Origin of the sequence: Streptomyces sp. NPDC002138 (assembly GCF_040296485.1) — a bacterium.
GTDB lineage: Bacteria > Actinomycetota > Actinomycetes > Streptomycetales > Streptomycetaceae > Streptomyces.
Window position 1 is genome coordinate 70,133 of the sequence record NZ_JBEOXE010000034.1, and the last position, 15,071, is coordinate 85,203.

Consider the following 15,071-nt stretch of genomic DNA (forward strand, 5'->3'; position numbering starts at 1 on the left):
ACTCGGGGCGGGGCGGGCCGGCTCAGGCCGGGTCGTCCGGGTCCTCCAGCAGGCCCGTGCGGAGCCGGGCCAGGGTCCGCGTGAGCAGCCGGGACACGTGCATCTGGGACAGGCCCAGCCGGTCGCCGATCTCGGACTGGGTCAGCTCCTCGCCGAAGCGCAGCGCGAGCAGGGCGCGCTCCCGCTCCGGCAGCACCGACAGCAGCGGCTTGAGGGACTCCAGGCACTCGATGCGGTCGTACGCGTCCTCGTCCTCGCCCAGGACCGGCTGGCTGTCGAAGGACTCGCCCTCGTTGTCGCCCTGCACCGGGGCGTCCAGCGAGCGCGCCGAATAGGCGATGGCGGCCTTGCGGCCCTCCGCCAGCTCCGCCGCCGAGACGTCCAGCCGCTCGGCCAGCTCCTCCTCGGTCGGGATGCGACCGAGGTCCTGTTCCATGGAGTCCTGCGCCTTGGCCGTGTCCAGGCGCAGCTCCTGGAGGCGGCGCGGGACCTTCACGGCCCAGCTGGTGTCGCGGAAGAACCGCTTGATCTCACCCGTGATCGTGGGCATCGCGAAGGTGGTGAATTCCGCGCCGCGCCCGGGGTCGTAGCGGTTGATGGCCTTGATCAGGCCGACGGTGCCGACCTGGATGATGTCCTCGACCGGTTCGCTGCGCCCGCGGAACCGGCGGGCGGCGTACTTGACCAGGCTGAGGTTCAGTTCGACGAGCGTGTTGCGGACGTACGAATACTCGACGGTGCCCTCTTCGAGGGCCCGCAGACGCGCGAACAAGGTCGTCGACAGGGTCCGGGCCTCGGTGGTGCTCACCTTGAGCGGTTCCTCCGGTATGCCCTCCATGAGCTGGCGACGGTCATCTGTTCGAAGCATGTGGTGCTCCTCCGACGGGTGGTCGCACTGCCTGTTCGCGGCACGGCCGTCGTGCGAGCTGACGTGTTCGATATACCCGCTGACCGCTGGGCTTACCCGTACGAGTGACCTGGGGCACACCGCGGGGTCCCCGAGGGAGCACACTGGAGGCCCTTGAGGACCGGGAGCCGGGACATGAGCGGGGACACCAGCAGCCGGGAGCCGATCCGCGGCATCCGTAGCGCCGCCGACGAGGCCCTGGCCGCGGCCGTCTCGGCGCTGACCGCCGAGGTCGCCGAGCTGCACGACGACCGGGCCCGCCGGAGGCTGCTCGACCTGGCCACCGGGGTGCTCGTCGACCAGCTCCGGGTGACCCCGGCCGAGGCGGCCGACCACCTGCTGGAGCTGGCCGTCAGCACCGGGCTCAGCGCCGGTGACCTGGCCGCCGACATCCTCAACGCCGCCGCGAAGTCCATGGTCGGCGAGGTCCCGGCCGAGGCCCGGCGGATCCGCCGGGCCACCTCCGCCGTCCTCGCGACCGATACCGCGGGGGAGGCCGCCGTCACCCTGCTGGACGAGGGGCTGCGCCGGATCGGGGTGCGCACGCTCTACCTCTGGCGCCGGACCGCGACCGACTGCCTGGCGCTGGCGGGGCAGGCCGGAGCGGGCCCGCAGGAGGCCCGGCACTGGCAGTGGGTGCCGCCGGACACCCCGCTGCACCGGGTGCTGTGGGAGGGCTCCGCCTGGTGGGGCGTGGACGACTGGCTGCCGGGCGGGACCGGGACGCGGGCGGTCCTGCCGCTGCGCCGCCACGGGCACATCGTCGGGGTGGCGCTGTGCGTGTGGGACACCGCCCGGGAGCTCGACGAGCGGATCCGGCGCACCGCCGAGTTGCTGTGCGAGCCCTGCGGGGCGCTGCTGGGCGACCCCGGGCCGCCCGGAACCCCCGCCGCGGAGGCCTCGCTGCTGGAGCTGGCATCCGGCCCGGCGGCGCTGCTGGCGGCGGACGGCACGCTGGAGTACGTGAACCCGGCCGCGCGCACGGCTCTGGGCGCGGTGCGCAACCCGGTGGGCCGGAGCGGGGCCGCGGTGTTCCCGTACGCCTGGAGCGCGCTCGGGGCCGCCGCCGGGCGGGCGGGGCCGCAGCGGCTCGGGCGCGTGGGCGCCCTGGACGACGTACGCGTGCTGCCGCTGGGCCAGGGCCGGACCGCCGTGCTGTGGGAAGCGGCGGCCCTGCGCGGTGAGGCGCTGGCCCGGGCGCTGGGGCGGCTGGAGCGGGTCGGGTACTTCGAGGAGGACCTGCTGACCGGCGCCGTGCACTGGAGCCGGGAGACCTACACCCTCTTCGGGATGGACCGGGACGCGCCGCCGGTGCCGCTGGCCCGGCTCGGTCCCCGGCTGCACCCCGAGGACGTTCCGCTGCTGGAGGAGCTGCTCGCCACCCTGACGGAGGACGGGCACGGCAGCCGGGCGCTGGTCCGGGCGATCCGGGCCGACGGCGGGGTCCGGCACGTGCGGATCGCGGCCGAGCCGCTGCTGTCGGGGGCCGCGCTGACCGGGCTCACCGGCGTCTACCAGGACGTTTCCGCGCAGCACCACAGCGAGGTCGCACTGTCGGCGGCCCAGGAGGACGCGACGGCGCGGGCCCGTTTCGTGCTCCAGCTCCAGCGGGCGATCGTGCCGGAGGCGCCCTCCTCGGCGCAGCCCGCGGGCGGCCTGGACATCGCGGCCCGCTACCGGCCCGCCTCCCAGGACTATCTGGTCGGCGGCGACTGGTACGACGTACTGGTCCTGCCGGACGGCCGGGTGCTGCTCGCGGTCGGGGACGTCGCGGGGCACGGTATCGACGCGGCGACCAGCATGGTCGTGCTCCGCAACGCCCTGCGCGGGCTCGCGGTGACCGGCGCGGACCCCGGCGCCCTGATGGCCTGGCTCAACGAGGTCACCCTGGGGGCCCGGGGCGCGCCCACGGCGACGGCGGTGTGCGCGGTGTACGACCCGGCGGCCGGCTCGCTGCGCTGGGCCGGGGCGGGCCATCCGCCCGCGCTGCTGCTGCGCGAGGGCCGGGCGCGAATGCTGGAGGCGCCGCACAACGTCCTGCTCGGGGCGGCCGCGGGGATCGGCTACGAGGAGGCGTGCCTGCCCCTGTACCCGGGGGACACCCTGCTGCTGTACACGGACGGGTTCGTGGAGCGGCGGCACGTGAGCATGGACCGGAGCCTGGGCGCGCTGCGGCGGGCGGCCGAGCGGGTGGGGGCCGGCCCTGTGGAGACGATGGCCGACGAGCTGCTGGCGGCGGTCACCGGGGACACGGACGACGACACGAGCCTGGTGGTGGTGCGGGTGCCGCGCCGGGGCGCGGGGCCCGGCGCGGCCGCCGGGCCGGACCGGGGCATGAGGCCGGACCGGGGCGTTAGGGAGCCGTAAAAGCCGCCTTCGGGGGCGTATGGGCCCCGTCAAGGAAGGCTGCGGCGGCCCGATCAGGGGTTCCACTCGGAGGTGTCCGAAAGTCGTCCCCGGAATCCTCAGGAGCTCACGATGGCCGATCTGGCCTTCGTCGTCACCACGATCGCGGTCTTCGCGCTGGTGGCCTTCGTCGCCAAGGGGGTGACCAAGCTGTGACCGCCGAAAACGTGGTGGGCCTGCTGGTCGCCGTCGCACTGCTGGGCTACCTGATCGTCGCCCTCGTGTTCCCGGAGAGGTTCTAGCCCCGATGAGTCCCGTTCTTGCCGGGGTGCTCCAGCTGCTCGCGCTCGTCGCGGCGCTGGCCCTCGCGTACCGCCCGCTGGGTGAGTACATGGCCCGCGTCTACTCCTCGGAGCGGCACTACGCCCCCGAGAAGTGGATGTACAAGGCCATCGGCGCGAACCCGGCGGCACAGATGCGCTGGCCCGCCTACCTGCGCGCCGTGCTCTCCTTCTCCGCCGTGAGCGTCCTGTTCCTCTACGGTCTGCAGCGCCTCCAGGGCGTGCTGCCCGGCTCGCTCGGCTTCTCCTCGGTCAAGCCGGACCAGGCCTTCAACACCGCCGTCTCCTTCGTGGCGAACACCAACTGGCAGTCGTACTCCGGCGAGCAGGCCATGGGCCACGTCGTGCAGACCGGCGGCCTGGCGGTGCAGAACTTCGTCTCGGCCGCGGTCGGCATGGCCGTCGCCGTGGCCCTGGTCCGGGGCCTCGCCCGCTCCCGCACCGGTGAGCTGGGCAATTTCTGGGCCGACCTGGTGCGCGGGACCGTACGGATCCTGCTGCCGCTGTCGGTCGTGGGCGCGCTGGTCCTCGTCGCGTGCGGGGTCATCCAGAACTTCTCGGGGATCCACGAGGTCGGGCAGTTCCTGGGCGGGACGCAGCAGTGGAACGGCGGGGCGGTGGCCTCGCAGGAGGTCATCAAGGAGCTGGGCACCAACGGCGGCGGCTACTTCAACGCCAACTCCGCCCACCCCTTCGAGAATCCGACGCCCTTCTCCAACCTCTTCGAGATCTTCCTGATCCTGCTGATCCCGTTCTCGATGACCCGCACCTTCGGCCGCATGGCCGGTTCCGTCCGGCAGGGCTACGCGATCCTGGCGACGATGGCCACGATCTGGCTCGGTTTCACCGCGCTGATGATGTGGACCGAATTCGCCCACCACGGGCCGGCGTTGCAGCTCGCGGGCGGGGCGATGGAGGGCAAGGAGACCCGCTTCGGCGTGGGCGCCTCGGCGATCTTCTCGGTCGCCACGACGCTCACCTCGACCGGTGCGGTCAACTCCTTCCACTCCTCCTACACCGGCCTTGGCGGCGGCATCCAGATGCTGGGCATGCAGCTCGGCGAGATCGCCCCGGGCGGCGTCGGCTCCGGCCTCTACGGCATGCTGATCATGGCGATCATCGCGGTGTTCATCGCGGGCCTGATGGTCGGCCGGACCCCCGAATACCTGGGCAAGAAGATCGGCACCCGCGAGATCAAGCTCGCGGCCTGCTACATCCTGATCACCCCGGCGCTGGTCCTGGGCTTCACCGCCGTGGCGATGGCGCTGAGTGGGCCGCGCGCGTCGATGGCCAACTCCGGTGCGCACGGCTTCTCGGAGATCCTCTACGCCTACACCTCGGGCGCGAACAACAACGGCTCCGCCTTCGCAGGCCTGAGCGCCGACACCCCGTGGTTCAACACCACCATCGGCCTCGCCATGCTGCTGGGCCGGTTCCTGCCCATGGTCTTCGTCCTCGCGCTGGCCGGCTCGCTCGCGGAACAGCGGCCCGTACCGGCCACCGTGGGCACCCTGCGCACCGAGAAGCCGCTGTTCACGGGCCTTCTCGTCGGCACGATCATCATCATCACCGGACTGACGTACTTCCCGGCCCTGGCGCTGGGCCCGCTCGCGGAAGGGCTCGCCTCATGAGCACGGCCACCCCCACCCCCACTCGCCCCGCACCGCACCAGGACGCCCCGACCGGCCCCGCGCCGGACGCAGGGCGGGTCGGCGGCGGGCTCTTCGACCCCAAGCAGCTGCTGAAGTCCTTCCCCGACGCGGTCCGCAAGCTCGACCCGCGGGTGATGGTCAGGTCGCCCGTCATGTTCGTGGTGCTGATCGGCTCGGTGGTCACCACCGTGCTGGCGGCCATGAACCCCGGTGACGGGTTCGGCTGGGCCATCACGGCCTGGCTCTGGCTGACCACGGTCTTCGCGAACCTCGCCGAGGCGGTCGCCGAGGGCCGGGGCAAGGCCCAGGCCGAGACGCTGCGCAAGGCCAAGACCGACACGGTGGCCCGGCGCCTGACCGGCGGCGCGGAGGAGGCCGTTCCCGGCACCGAGCTGAGGATCGGCGACCTGGTCGTCTGCGAGGCAGGGGACGTCATACCGGGCGACGGTGACGTCGTCGAGGGCGTCGCCTCCGTCGACGAGTCGGCGATCACCGGCGAATCGGCTCCGGTCATCCGGGAGTCGGGCGGCGACCGCTCGGCCGTCACCGGCGGCACCAAGGTGCTCTCGGACCGCGTGGTCATCAAGATCACGACCAAGCCCGGTGAGACCTTCATCGACCGGATGATCAATCTGGTCGAGGGCGCCTCCCGGCAGAAGACCCCGAACGAGATCGCCCTCAACATCCTGCTGGCGTCCCTCACCATCGTCTTCCTGCTGGCGGTGGTCACCCTCCAGCCGTTCGCGATCTACGCGGGCGCCAAGCAGTCGATGATCGTGCTGACCGCGCTGCTGGTCTGCCTGATCCCGACCACCATCGGGGCCCTGCTCTCCGCGATCGGCATCGCGGGCATGGACCGGCTCGTCCAGCGCAACGTCCTCGCCATGTCGGGGCGCGCGGTCGAGGCCGCCGGAGACGTCTCGACCCTGCTGCTCGACAAGACCGGCACCATCACCCTCGGCAACCGCCAGGCCTGCGAGTTCGTGCCCGTCGAGGGTGCCGGAGCCGCCGAGCTGGCCGACGCGGCCCAGCTGTCCTCGCTGGCCGACGAGACCCCCGAGGGCCGCTCGATCGTGGTGCTGGCGAAGGAGGAGTACGGGCTGCGCGAGCGCCACCAGGGCGAGCTCGCCCACGCCGAATGGATCCCCTTCACCGCCCAGACCCGGATGTCCGGCGTCGACCTCGACGAGGACGGCGCGCGGCGCGAGGTCCGCAAGGGCGCCGCCCAGTCGATCCTGGCGTGGGTGGACGAACAGGGCGGTACGGTCGCCCCCGACGCCCGCGCGAAGGTGGACGCGATCTCCGCGGCCGGTGGCACTCCGCTGCTCGTCGCGCTCCGGGACGCCAAGGGCGCGCGGGTCCTCGGCGTCGTTCACCTCAAGGACGTGGTCAAGGAGGGCATGCGGGAGCGGTTCGACGAGCTGCGCCGGATGGGCATCAAGACGGTCATGATCACGGGTGACAACCCGCTGACCGCCCAGGCCATCGCCGAAGAGGCGGGTGTCGACGACTTCCTCGCCGAGGCCACTCCCGAGGACAAGATGGCCCTCATCAAGCGGGAGCAGGCGGGCGGCAAGCTCGTCGCGATGACGGGTGACGGCACCAACGACGCCCCGGCCCTGGCCCAGGCGGACGTGGGCGTGGCCATGAACACCGGTACCTCGGCCGCCAAGGAGGCCGGGAACATGGTGGACCTGGACTCCGACCCCACCAAGCTCATCGAGATCGTGGAGATCGGCAAGCAGCTCCTGATCACCCGCGGGGCGCTGACGACCTTCTCCATCGCCAACGACGTCGCGAAGTACTTCGCGATCATCCCGGCCATGTTCGCGGTGGTCTACCCGGGCCTGGACAAGCTCAACGTCATGGGCCTGCACTCGCCGGAATCGGCGATCCTGTCGGCCGTCGTCTTCAACGCGCTGATCATCATCGCCCTGGTCCCGCTCGCCCTCAAGGGCGTCCGCTACCGGCCGACCAGCGCCGACAAGATGCTCCGCCGCAACCTCGGCATCTACGGACTGGGCGGCCTGATCGCCCCGTTCATCGGGATCAAGCTCATCGACATGCTCATCTCCCTCATCCCCGGGCTGCGCTGAATTAGGAACGTGCTGATCGCCATGAACAACTCCGTAGGAAACACCGCCCGCCTGCTCTGGGCAGGTCTGCGCGCGCTCCTGGTGCTGACCCTTGTCTGCGGCGTCCTCTACCCGCTCGCCGTGACCGGCGTCGCCCAGGTCGCTTTCAGCGACAAGGCCAACGGCTCCGAGGTCGCGGACGGGACCGGCACCGTCGTGGGCTCCTCCCTCATCGGGCAGGGCTACGGCGACGACCCGCGCTGGTTCCAGCCCCGGCCCGCGGCCGGGCTGGGCCAGAACACCATCAACGCCCAGTACGCGCTGCTGATCTCCGGCGCCTCCAACAAGGCCGCCGACAACCCCGACCTGGTGAAGGCGGTCCGCGAGGCCCAGCGGAAGATCGTCGCGGACAACACCGTCCCCGGCTTCACCCCGGAGATCGCGCGGATCCCCGCCGACGCCGTGACCTCCTCGGGCTCCGGCCTGGACCCGCACATCTCCCCGGCCTACGCCGCGCTCCAGGTCCCCCGGATCGCGGAGCGCAACCACCTCCCGGTCACCCGGGTCGAGAAGCTCGTCGCCGCCCACACCGAGGGACGGACCCTGGGCTTCATGGGCGAACCGCGGGTCAACGTCCTGGAGTTGAACGTGGCGCTGAAGTCCCTGACGGGCTGAGCCCGCGGACGGCATCCCGGCGACCCGAAGGGGTCCGGCCGCCAGGCGGCCGGACCCCTTCGGCGTGCGGGGGAAGCGGTCAGGAGCTGTACGGGCGGGCGGTGCGGCCCTCGCGCAGGGTGGTGGTCCACCAGGTCAGCCGGTCGAGGAGGTGCTTGGCGGCGCCGGCCGCACCCTTCGGGTCGTGGGCCTGGCCGCCCTCGGCGAAGTGGTCCCACGCACCGTGGAAGCTCACCGAGTCGCGGATCGTGACGCAGTGCAGCTCGGCGAAGACCTGGCGCAGGTGCTCGACGGCGCGCAGACCGCCGGAGACGCCGCCGTACGACACGAAGGCGACCGGCTTGGCGTGCCACTGGGTCGTGTGCAGGTCGAGGAAGTGCTTCAGCTGGGCCGGGTAACTGTGGTTGTACTCGGGGGTGATGACGACGAACGCGTCCGCCGCGGCGACGCGCTCGGAGAGCACCTCCAGCGCGGGGGTTCTCGGGGTGCCCCAGTTCGGGTGCGCGGCGGGCAGTTCCAGCGTGGCGACATCGATGACGTCGATCTCGAAACCGGCGTGCTCGGTGGCGAGCGAGGTGAACCAGTCGGCGACGGTCGGGCCGAAGCGGCCTTCGCGGGTGGAGCCGACGATGATGGCCAGCTTGTTCAGAGGCGTGTTGTTGTCCATGCCAGGGAGGGTACGTCCGGGCTGATCTTGGTCAACCAGGCGGGTGTTTCACGTGAAACAAATGAGTGTTTCACGTGAAACACGTCGTTTGCCTCACTCGGTCGCGATCCCGAAGTCGTGTACCAGGGACGCCAGTCCACCCGGATACCCCTTGCCGCCCGCCACGAAGGACCAGTCGCCGCCCGCCCTGCGCCGGAACGATCCCAGGACCAGGGCGGTCTCCCCGGGCCGGCCTTCGTTCACCTCCAGCTGATCCAACTCCTTGCCCTCGGCGTCCAGTAGCCGGATCCGGGCGGCGGTGAAGCCGGACAGGTCGGCGTTCGGATGGGTCTCCGGATCCACCGCCGCGACCAGCACCAGCCGGTCGGCGCGGTCGGGCAGCGCGTCGAAGGCCACCTCGATCGCGGCCCGGTCCGGCGGGGTGTGCGGACGGCTGCGCACCGAACCGTCGGGAGTGCGGTCGTTGTTGTAGAAGACGAAGTGCTCGTCGCTCAGCGCGCGCGTCCCCTCGCACACGAGGGCGCACACATCGAGCGGGACCGTGCCGGACCAGCACATGCCGAGCACGTTGTACTCGGGGGCGGGCGCCGGGCCCCGGTCGGCGGCGCGCTGGGCGGGGACGGCCGCGACCGGGCGGCCGCCGTCACCGAGCCGGCCGCGCAGCCCGTGGCGGTGCAGCAGGTCCACCAGCTCCGGTCCGGAGATCAGCTCCAGCGGTTTGCCCTGGGCGAAGGTGTGCGACCCCGGACCGAAGCCCGAAGTGGTCACCAGCACGCCCTTGTTGGCCCCGGCTCCCTGGACCGTGCCGTACAGGTCCCGCACGGCGGTCGGCGGGACGGTGTTGCGGTAGCGCTTGACCTGCACCACGATCGTGCCGCCGCGGATCGGGGTGGGGTCGGTGGCGTCCACGTCCACACCGCCGTCGTTCGACCGCTGGGTCATCACGGCCTGCATCCCCATCGCCCGGAACAACTCGGCGACCAGACCCTCGAATTCGATGGGGTCCATCGAGAACAGATCGGGCTCCTCGGCCCCCGCGCCGCCGCCGCTCCCGTCGCCGGTGTGGCTCCCGTGCGTGACCATGCCCGAGCCGACGTCCTGCGGCGTCCGGGCCGGACGTACGGCCGTCAGCAGGTCCGGGCGGGCCGACAACTGACCCCGCAGAGCGCCGGTCAGACAGTCCACCGGGTTGACCTGGGCCAGGTGGAGAGCGGCGAAGGACGCTCGGGTCGCCATCACCGTGGTCAGGAAGATCTGCGCGGGGCGGCCGGTCGCCGGGTCGTGGTCGTCGACGTACCCGTTGAGGGCCACCGACTCCAGGGCGCCGAACTCGTCCGCCTCGAACAGGTCGCGCAGCACCAGCAGGGCGCACTGCGCCAGCAGATCGCGGTAGACGGCCCGGCGCTGGCCCGCGGGCAGCGGGGACTCCTTGTCCTGGTCCGTGCTCGGCATGTACCGCACCGACTTCGCGGTCGGCACCACGTCGAAGCCCGGCAGCTCCCAGTTCAGGACCAGCTGGCGGGCCCCCGGGTCGTAGGCCGCGGTCAGCGCGCGCGGCAGCTCCCCGGGCCAGGCCGAGGACGCGTACAGCGCGGCCGAGAAGTACTCGACGGCGGAGTCGGGGTCCCCGGCCCGCAGCGAGGCGGCCAGCTCCGCTATCCCCGCGTTGTGCGCGCGGATCTCCCCGAGCTGCCCACCCGCCCACCGGTCGTACTGGGCGCGGTACGCGTCGAGCTGTTGGCGGCGCTGCGTCTCGGCGGCCTGGGCCGCGTGCCAGGCCTGCGTGTACCGGGCGTGGGCCTCGGCCTCGGCCTGCGCCCGGCGGCCCGCCCCGATGCCCCAGCCGTTCTGCGCGGGGAACTGGTGCGGCTCCGGCATCGGCACGGGGTGGGCCAGCTGCCCCGGGTCGAAGCCCTCGACCTGCTCGGGCCGGCGCAGCGTGGCGATCCGGAAGGCGGGGGCGGCGCAGCCCTGGCCGAGCAGCCCCTGGAGGGCGGCGACCTGCTGTTCGAGCTGTTCGGTGAGCCGCCGCGCCTCGGCGTCCCGGTACTGGCGGTAGGCCGCCTTCTGTTCGCGCAGGCCCCGGGCCGTCTCCCGTTCGTGGGCGCGCTGGGCCCGTTCGCGTTCCCGCTGCTGCAGGACCTGCGAGCGTTGCTGCTGGCGCTGGGCCTCGGCCCAGATCCCGACCAGTCCACTGGAACGACGACTCATCCGCCCCGGCCCTCCCCGACCCCGTGCGATACCCCCGCAAACCCTAGCGGTTGGAGGGCACGGCTCAGGGCCGGTCGCCACGGATGGTGACCGGCCCTGTGCCGCGCTCGGATTCCCTCGGGGTCCGTCCCCCGGCCGCTACTTGGGCATCAGGACGGTGTCGACGATGTAGACCGTGGCGTTGGCGGTCGGGACGTTGCCGCAGACCACCTGGGAGGTGTCGTTGACCTGGTAGGAGGTGCCGGACCCGGTGGTGGTGATCTTGCCCTTCTCCAGGGTGTCGAAGGAGCCGTTCTCCAACTGCTTCGGGGTGAGCTTCTGGCCCACCACGTGGTAGGTGAGGATCTTCGTCAGCTGGGCCTTGTCCGCGAGGACCTTGTCCAGGTCGGCCTTCGGGATCTTGGCGAACGCCTCGTTGGTCGGGGCGAAGACGGTGAGGTCCTTCGCGTTGTTGAGGGTGTCGACCAGACCGGCCTGCTTCACCGCGGCGACCAGGGTGGACAGGGCCGGGTTGTGGGAGGCGGCCGTGGCGACCGGGTCCTTGGCCATGCCGTCGAAGCTGCCCGCGCCGGTGGCGGGGACGCCCGCGCAGGCCGGGCCGAACGGCTTGTCCATGGTCATCGACTGGTCCATGGCGGGCGAACTGGCGGCCGCGGCCGCGGAGTCTCCGGCGGCCGGTGCCGCGGCGCTGTTCTTGCCCGCGTCGGAACAGGCGGCCAGGGCGAAGGGCAGCACGGCCGCGGTGGCCACGGCGAGGGCGGTACGGCGGAAACGAAGGGTGCTCATTGCGTTCTCCATGAGTGGGATGTCGTTCTTCGGGGGTGGGTGGAGGTGCGTGGGGGGGACGTGGGCCCGGCGGTCAGCCGGGGGTGACGAAGACGCTGTGCCAGCCGCTGGCTCCGTCGGGGATGGTCTGGGTGCGCCGGTCGGTCTGGAGCAGGCCGGCGCCGTCGGTGGCGCGGACGGTGAGGGTGTGGCCGCCCGGGGTGGTCTTCCAGGGGAGGGACCACTGCCGCCAGGTGTCGACGGTGTCCTGGTCCGCGAGGTCGGCCCGCTGCCACGGGCCGTCGTCGATGCGTACCTCGACGGCCTGGATGCCCCGGTGCTGGGCCCAGGCGACCCCGCCGACCATCACCGTGGTGTCGGCCGGGGGCCGGGCGAACGGCTTGGGGGTGTCGATCCGGGCCTGCGTCTTGATGGGCGCGCGCCGGGCCCACTTCCGCTTGACCCAGTACGGGTCGTAGGCGTCGAAGGTGGTCAGCTCGATGTCCTGGATCCACTTGCAGGCGGACACGTACCCGTACAGGCCGGGGACGACCATGCGGACGGGGAAGCCGTGCTCGAAGGGGAGCGGCTCCCCGTTCATGCCGACCGCGAGCATCGCGTCGCGGCCGTCCATGACGTCCTCGACCGGGCTCCCGAGGGTCATCCCGTCGACGGAGCGGGCCACCAGCTGGTCGGCCGGACCGCCGCGCGAGGGCGGTCGTACACCGGCCTCGCGGAGCAGGTCGGCCAGCGGGACGCCCAGCCAGCGGGCGTTGCCGACGTACGGCCCGCCCACCTCGTTGGACACGCAGGTGAGGGTGACGTCGCGCTCGATCAGGTCCCGGCCGAGCAGCTCCTGGTAGGAGTACGTGCGCGGGCGGCCCACGCCCTTGCCGTGCAGCCGCAGCCGCCAGCCGTCGGCGTCGACCTTCGGCACCACCAGCGCGGTGTCGACCCGGTAGAAGTCGGCGTTGGGGGTGGTGAAGGCGCTGATCCCGGGGATCCGCAGGGCCGCCCGGGCCGGCACCGGCGCGGCCGGGGAGGCGGGCGCGGGCAGGCGCACCGCGGCCCGCGAGGCCACCGCGCCCTGGCCGCGGCGCCCGGACAGGGTCCGCCCCAGGGCGCCCGCGCCGGTGGCGGCCAGGACCGTCGCCCCGGCGGCGACCAGGAACCCGCGCCGGTCGAGGCGGCCCACGGCCCCGCGCGGCCCGGCCGGGGATTCCCGGAGCCGTCCGACGAGCCCGTACAGGACCACGGAACCCGCGGCCGCTCCGATGAGGGAGGGCAGCGCGTCGGCGGCGCCCGACGCGTCGGGTCGGCCGAGCGCGGCCGCCGCGCCGAGCAGGCCGAAGGCCAGGACGCCCGCGGCTCCGGCCCGGCGGTGGCGCAGGGCGAACAGCCCGAGCAGCAGGGCCAGGAAGCCGAGGGCCGTGAGGATGCCGAGCTGGAGGACGAGCTTGTCGTTCGTGCCGAAGTGCCGGATGGCGAAGTCCTTGACCGGCGCCGGAGTGCGGTCGATGGCCGCGCCGCCGACAGCGGTGACGGGGCCCGCCTGGGGCCGCACGAAGGAGGCGATCAGCTCCGCGACCGCCAGCGCCGTGTACCCGGAGAGCAGGCCGCTCGACGCGGCGAGTGCGCCGCGCTTCAGGGTCGATCGGTTGATGGTCACATCTGCCATTCGGCGCCCCGGGGCCACCGGATGGGTGCGGTCGGCGGGTTCACCCGCCGGAGCGAGCGGCGGACCGGCCGTTGACGGGACCGCTCCGGGGCGCCGACCTGCGCCGCTCCACCGGTTTCACCGGCCCACGGACCAATCCGGAAGGGCGTCGGCACCGAAGCACCCATGACCCGGGGCTCGTCCCCATGCCGCGCGCCGCGAAGGGCTGCCCATGCAAGCGATCCAGCGAAGGTTCCCCACGCCCCCGGGGCCCGTGGGGCGCCCACCGTGCGAGCGGTGCCGGCGGAGGGCCGCCCGGTGAGGCAGGCCGCCCGCCTCGGCGGGGGCGAGGGAGACCGCCACGAGCAGAGCGCCCGGCCCGATCCGGCCGAGCTGATGGCCCGGGTCGCGCTCGGCGACCAGGAGGCCTTCGCCGCGCTGTACGACGTGATCGCCGGACCCGTGTTCGGCATCGTCCTCAAGGTCCTGCGGGACCGTGCGCAGTCCGAGGAGGTGACCCAGGAAGTGATGATCGAGGTCTGGCGGGGCGCCGCCCGCTACCAGCCCGCGCAGGGTTCCGTCGCGACCTGGACGGCCACCCTCGCGCACCGCCGCGCCGTGGACCGGGTGCGCTCCGCGCAGGCGGCCGCCAACCGCGACCACAAGGACGCGCTGGGCGCGCTGACCCGGCCCTACGACGAGGTCAGCGAGCAGGTGGAGACCCGGCTGGAGAGCGAGCAGGTGCGCCGCTGCCTGCGCCGGCTGACCGAACTCCAGCGGGAGACCGTCACCCTGGCCTACTACCAGGGCCTGACCTACCGCGAGGTGGCGCAGACCCTGGACACCCCGCTCCCGACCATCAAGACCCGAATGCGCGACGGACTGATCCGGCTGCGCGACTGCATGGGGGTGACCACGTGAAGACCGAAGACCCGCACGCCCTCACCGGTGCGTACGCGCTGGACGCCCTGGGCCCCGACGAACACCACGCCTTCACGCGGCACCTGGACCACTGCGCGTCCTGCGCCCAGGAGGTGCGGGAGTTCGCCGCGACCGCGGCCCGGCTGGCGTCGGCGGCCGCCGTGGTCCCGCCGCCGGACCTCAAGGCACTGGTGCTGGAGCGCATCGACACCGTGCGCCAACTGCCGCCGCGGGTACCGGCTCCGGGGCGGTACGCCGTGCTCACCGCCCTGGTCCGGCGGCGCGGCGGGGTCTTCGTGATCGCCGCCAGCCTCGCCGCGGCCGCTTCCTTCGGGGCGATCGCCCTGGGGCAGCACGAGCGGGCACAGCTGGCGGAGCGGGTGCGGCAGTCCGCGCAGCGGGAGGCCGACCGGGCCGGGGAGCGCAGCGAGGCGCTGGCCGCGGTGCTGGCCGCCCCGGACGCCCGTACCGCCAGCGGCCGGACCGCGGCCGGGGCCAGGGTCACCGTCGTGACCTCGGCCGCCCGCGACCAGGCGGTCGTGCTGGCCGGGCAGTTGCCGCCGACGCCCGCCGGGACGACGTACCAGCTGTGGTTCTCGGAGCACGGCTCGATGCGCCCGGCCGGGCTGCTGGGCGGCGGGCACGCGCTGCTGCTGGACGGGGCGGTCCGGGACGCGACGGCGATCGGGCTCACCGTCGAACCGGCGGGCGGCTCGGCGCGGCCCACCAGCGCTCCGCTCCTCGTCATGGCGCTGCCCGCCTAGGGGGTGTCTGACGGATGTCCGCGGCGTCGCGGCGCCCGGCACGCGCTCTCGCCGCACCGACCGAAAACCCGAGTACGTCCAGTACACGGG

General features: G+C 72.9%; 13 protein-coding genes. 8 read left to right on the top strand and 5 right to left on the bottom strand.

Annotated features, from left to right (window positions below; translation table 11 throughout):
- Nucleotides 1-22: 22 nt before the first annotated feature.
- The gene (locus tag ABT084_RS22420; RefSeq protein ID WP_351046654.1) at nt 23-868 is read right to left on the bottom strand and encodes a SigB/SigF/SigG family RNA polymerase sigma factor; all 846 of its coding nucleotides are present in this window, start codon (nt 866-868) and stop codon (nt 23-25) included.
- Nucleotides 869-1,042: 174 nt separating this feature from the next.
- On the opposite strand from ABT084_RS22420, the gene ABT084_RS22425 reads away from it, so the two are divergent.
- The 6 genes from ABT084_RS22425 to kdpC all read left to right on the top strand — a co-directional run bounded on the left by ABT084_RS22425 (nt 1,043) and on the right by kdpC (nt 7,996).
- On the top strand, nt 1,043-3,274 hold the full coding sequence (locus ABT084_RS22425) for a SpoIIE family protein phosphatase (protein WP_351046657.1): 2,232 nt from the start codon (nt 1,043-1,045) through the stop codon (nt 3,272-3,274).
- Nucleotides 3,275-3,346: 72 nt separating this feature from the next.
- On the top strand, nt 3,347-3,469 hold the full coding sequence (locus ABT084_RS22430) for a hypothetical protein (RefSeq protein ID WP_351046660.1): 123 nt from the start codon (nt 3,347-3,349) through the stop codon (nt 3,467-3,469).
- On the top strand, nt 3,466-3,555 hold the full coding sequence (gene kdpF, locus ABT084_RS22435) for a K(+)-transporting ATPase subunit F (protein WP_330331368.1): 90 nt from the start codon (nt 3,466-3,468) through the stop codon (nt 3,553-3,555). The genes ABT084_RS22430 and kdpF overlap by 4 nt, the downstream gene beginning before the upstream one ends.
- Nucleotides 3,556-3,560: 5 nt before the next feature.
- Nucleotides 3,561-5,225: a potassium-transporting ATPase subunit KdpA gene (kdpA, locus tag ABT084_RS22440; protein WP_351046663.1), complete on the top strand. Its 1,665-nt coding sequence runs from the start codon at nt 3,561-3,563 to the stop codon at nt 5,223-5,225.
- On the top strand, nt 5,222-7,342 hold the full coding sequence (kdpB, locus tag ABT084_RS22445; protein ID WP_351046666.1) for a potassium-transporting ATPase subunit KdpB: 2,121 nt from the start codon (nt 5,222-5,224) through the stop codon (nt 7,340-7,342). The genes kdpA and kdpB overlap by 4 nt, the downstream gene beginning before the upstream one ends.
- A gap of 21 nt (nt 7,343-7,363) precedes the next feature.
- On the top strand, nt 7,364-7,996 hold the full coding sequence (kdpC, locus tag ABT084_RS22450) for a potassium-transporting ATPase subunit KdpC (protein ID WP_351046669.1): 633 nt from the start codon (nt 7,364-7,366) through the stop codon (nt 7,994-7,996).
- Between the two features lie 79 nt (nt 7,997-8,075).
- Here kdpC and ABT084_RS22455 read toward each other — a convergent pair whose 3' ends face one another.
- From ABT084_RS22455 to ABT084_RS22470, 4 genes are all read right to left on the bottom strand, one after another.
- Complete coding sequence (locus tag ABT084_RS22455) at nt 8,076-8,663, bottom strand: NADPH-dependent FMN reductase (protein WP_351046672.1); 588 nt, start codon at nt 8,661-8,663, stop codon at nt 8,076-8,078.
- Between the two features lie 93 nt (nt 8,664-8,756).
- A complete protein-coding gene (locus ABT084_RS22460) occupies nt 8,757-10,874 on the bottom strand; it encodes a restriction endonuclease (RefSeq protein ID WP_351046674.1) in 2,118 nt (705 codons plus the stop codon).
- 138 nt (nt 10,875-11,012) lie between these two features.
- Entirely contained in the window at nt 11,013-11,660 is a 648-nt protein-coding gene (locus ABT084_RS22465; protein WP_351046676.1) for a fasciclin domain-containing protein, read from the bottom strand.
- 73 nt (nt 11,661-11,733) lie between these two features.
- Entirely contained in the window at nt 11,734-13,317 is a 1,584-nt protein-coding gene (locus ABT084_RS22470; RefSeq protein ID WP_351046679.1) for a molybdopterin-dependent oxidoreductase, read from the bottom strand.
- 297 nt (nt 13,318-13,614) lie between these two features.
- Here ABT084_RS22470 and sigK point away from each other — a divergent pair, with 297 nt between their 5' ends.
- Nucleotides 13,615-14,217 carry an ECF RNA polymerase sigma factor SigK gene (gene sigK, locus ABT084_RS22475; protein WP_351046681.1) on the top strand — a complete coding sequence of 201 codons (603 nt, stop codon included), beginning with the start codon at nt 13,615-13,617 and terminating at the stop codon, nt 14,215-14,217.
- Nucleotides 14,214-14,981 carry an anti-sigma factor gene (locus tag ABT084_RS22480; RefSeq protein WP_351046683.1) on the top strand — a complete coding sequence of 256 codons (768 nt, stop codon included), beginning with the start codon at nt 14,214-14,216 and terminating at the stop codon, nt 14,979-14,981. The genes sigK and ABT084_RS22480 overlap by 4 nt, the downstream gene beginning before the upstream one ends.
- Nucleotides 14,982-15,071: the final 90 nt, after the last annotated feature.